Source organism: Streptomyces globisporus, assembly GCF_003501885.1.
GTDB lineage: Bacteria > Actinomycetota > Actinomycetes > Streptomycetales > Streptomycetaceae > Streptomyces > Streptomyces globisporus_D.
Genome location: NZ_QWFA01000338.1, coordinates 1 through 2,881, shown reverse-complemented (window position 1 = coordinate 2,881; position 2,881 = coordinate 1). Strand labels below are relative to the sequence as shown.

General features: G+C 68.4%; 2 protein-coding genes. One reads left to right on the top strand and one right to left on the bottom strand.

From position 1 onward, the window contains the following. Window positions 1–442: 442 nt before the first annotated feature. Window positions 443–709 carry a 30S ribosomal protein S20 gene (gene rpsT, locus D3105_RS33155; RefSeq protein WP_069736542.1) on the bottom strand — a complete coding sequence of 89 codons (267 nt, stop codon included), beginning with the start codon at window positions 707–709 and terminating at the stop codon, window positions 443–445. Between the two features lie 215 nt (window positions 710–924). Here rpsT and lepA point away from each other — a divergent pair, with 215 nt between their 5' ends. Beyond that, window positions 925–2,799 carry a translation elongation factor 4 gene (lepA, locus tag D3105_RS33150; protein ID WP_118906522.1) on the top strand — a complete coding sequence of 625 codons (1,875 nt, stop codon included), beginning with the start codon at window positions 925–927 and terminating at the stop codon, window positions 2,797–2,799. Window positions 2,800–2,881: the final 82 nt, after the last annotated feature.

The window sequence follows — 2,881 nt, the reverse complement described above, 5'->3', positions numbered from 1 at the left end:
GGCGGTGGCCCTGCGGGCCGTGGCTGCGGCGGATGCGGGGGTGAAGGGTGGGGGGGACGACCCCGAGTACGCCCTGGAGAAGGCCGTCGTCGTTGTCGCTCGGGCCGCGCGGGCCGGTCGGTAGGCATCTCGGCCGGTGCGGTGGGCGGTTCGCCGTGGCGTGCGGGTCCTCGTGTGATCGCCGGTTTTGTCCTCAAGCGCCGGACGGGCTGGATGTGGTCCGGGTCTGCTGGGATTGCCCCGGACGCGCCTTGGGCGCACAGAAGCCCCGGTGCGCTGATCCGGGGAGATCGGCGCCCGGGGCTTCCGGGTCACGCTGTGGTGCGCCGCACCCGCGTGGCGAACGCAGGTTCGGTGTGCGGCGCGGGGTGCCGGTCCGGGGCGGGAGAGAGGGCCCGCTGGTCCGTCCCGGCGATCACATCAGTGAGCTTCGGGAAGAAGCTCAGGCCGACAGGGCGGCAACCTTGGACGCCAGCGCCGACTTCTTGTTGGCGGCGGCGTTCTTGTGGATGACACCCTTCGAGACAGCCTTGTCGAGCTGACGGGCGGCGTCGCGGGCGGCCGTGGTGGCCTTCTCGACGTCACCGGCAGCGGCGGCCTCGCGGGCCTTGCGGATCGCGGTCTTGAGCGACGACTTGACGGCCTTGTTGCGCAGGCGCGCCTTCTCGTTGGTCTTGTTCCGCTTGATCTGGGACTTGATGTTCGCCACGAAAGAGCCTTTTCAGGTTCGTTGGATCTTCTAGGTGAGCCCCGTCGCTCGTGAGAGCCACGAGGCACAGCTGTCCACGGTAGCAGTCACTCTCCGACCGGCCCAAACCGGTCGCTGCCCCGCAGGCGTGGGACGATGGAGCCTACGTATCGATCCGACCGACCCGACATCGACCCGAGACACGGCGTTCGGCGTCTCAAGAATCAGGACCCTGCGTGCCCGCGACTCCTTCCAACGTGCCCGAGCCGAGCCGTACCGACCCGGCGCTGATCCGCAATTTCTGCATCATCGCGCACATCGACCACGGCAAGTCGACCCTTGCCGACCGGATGCTCCAGCTGACCGGCGTGGTCGACCAGCGGCAGATGCGTGCTCAGTACCTCGACCGGATGGACATCGAGCGCGAGCGCGGCATCACCATCAAGTCCCAGGCGGTCCGGCTGCCCTGGGCGCCCACCGAGGGTGAGGACAAGGGGCTGACCCATGTCCTCAACATGATCGACACCCCGGGCCACGTGGACTTCACCTACGAGGTCTCCCGCTCGCTCGCCGCCTGCGAGGGCACGGTCCTGCTGGTCGACGCCGCGCAGGGCATCGAGGCCCAGACGCTGGCCAACCTCTACCTCGCGATGGAGAACGACCTCACCATCGTCCCGGTGCTCAACAAGATCGACCTCCCGGCCGCCCAGCCGGAGAAGTTCTCCGAGGAGCTGGCCAACCTCATCGGCTGCCAGCCCGAGGACGTGCTCAAGGTCTCCGCCAAGACCGGCGTCGGCGTGGACGCTCTGCTCGACCGGGTCGTGCGCGACGTGCCGGCCCCGGTCGGTGTCGCGGACGCCCCCGCCCGCGCGATGATCTTCGACTCGGTCTACGACTCGTACCGCGGTGTCGTCACCTACGTCCGTGTCGTCGACGGCCAGCTCAACAAGCGCGAGCGCATCCGGATGATGTCGACCGGCGCCACCCACGAGCTGCTGGAGATCGGGGTGTCCTCCCCGGAGATGACCCCGGCCGACGGCATCGGCGTGGGCGAGGTCGGCTACATCATCACCGGTGTGAAGGACGTCCGGCAGTCCAAGGTCGGTGACACGATCACCTCCCTGAGCAACGGGGCCACCGAGCCGCTGGGCGGTTACAAGGACCCGAAGCCGATGGTCTTCTCGGGGCTGTATCCGCTGGACGGCTCGGACTATCCGGACCTGCGCGAGGCGCTGGACAAGCTCCAGCTCAACGACGCCGCCCTGGTCTACGAGCCGGAGACCTCCGCCGCGCTCGGTTTCGGCTTCCGCGTCGGCTTCCTCGGCCTGCTCCACCTGGACGTGGTCCGCGAGCGGCTGGAGCGCGAGTTCGGGCTCGACCTGATCGCCACCGCCCCCAACGTGGTCTACCGCGTCGAGATGGAGGACGGCACCGAGCACGTCGTCACCAACCCGAGCGAGTTCCCCGAGGGCAAGATCGACAAGGTGCACGAGCCGGTCGTCCGCGCCACGGTGCTGGCCCCGAGCGAGTTCATCGGCGCGATCATGGAGCTGTGCCAGGGCCGGCGCGGCACCCTGCTCGGCATGGACTACCTCTCCGAGGACCGGGTCGAGATCCGCTACACCCTGCCGCTCGCGGAGATCGTCTTCGACTTCTTCGACCAGCTGAAGTCCAAGACCCGGGGTTACGCCTCCCTCGACTACGAGCCCACCGGCGAGCAGACGGCCAACCTCGTCAAGGTCGACATCCTGCTGCACGGCGACAAGGTGGACGCGTTCTCCGCGGTCACGCACAAGGACAAGGCATACGCGTACGGCGTACGGCTCGTCGCCAAGCTGCAGAAGCTCATCCCGCGGCAGAACTTCGAGGTGCCGATCCAGGCCGCCATCGGCGCCCGGGTCATCGCCCGTGAGACCGTCCGCGCCATCCGCAAGGACGTCCTCGCCAAGTGCTACGGCGGTGACATCTCCCGTAAGCGGAAGCTGCTGGAGAAGCAGAAGGAGGGCAAGAAGCGGATGAAGATGGTCGGCAACGTTGAGGTTCCGCAGGACGCCTTCATCTCCGTCCTGTCGACCGACGAGTCCGCGGGGGAGGGGAAGGGCAAGAAGTAGCCTTCCCCCTCGACCCGCCCCCGGCCCCGGCCCCCGGCCCCGGCCGTCGAACGGCGCCAAGGGCCCTCACGCCGCAGTAACG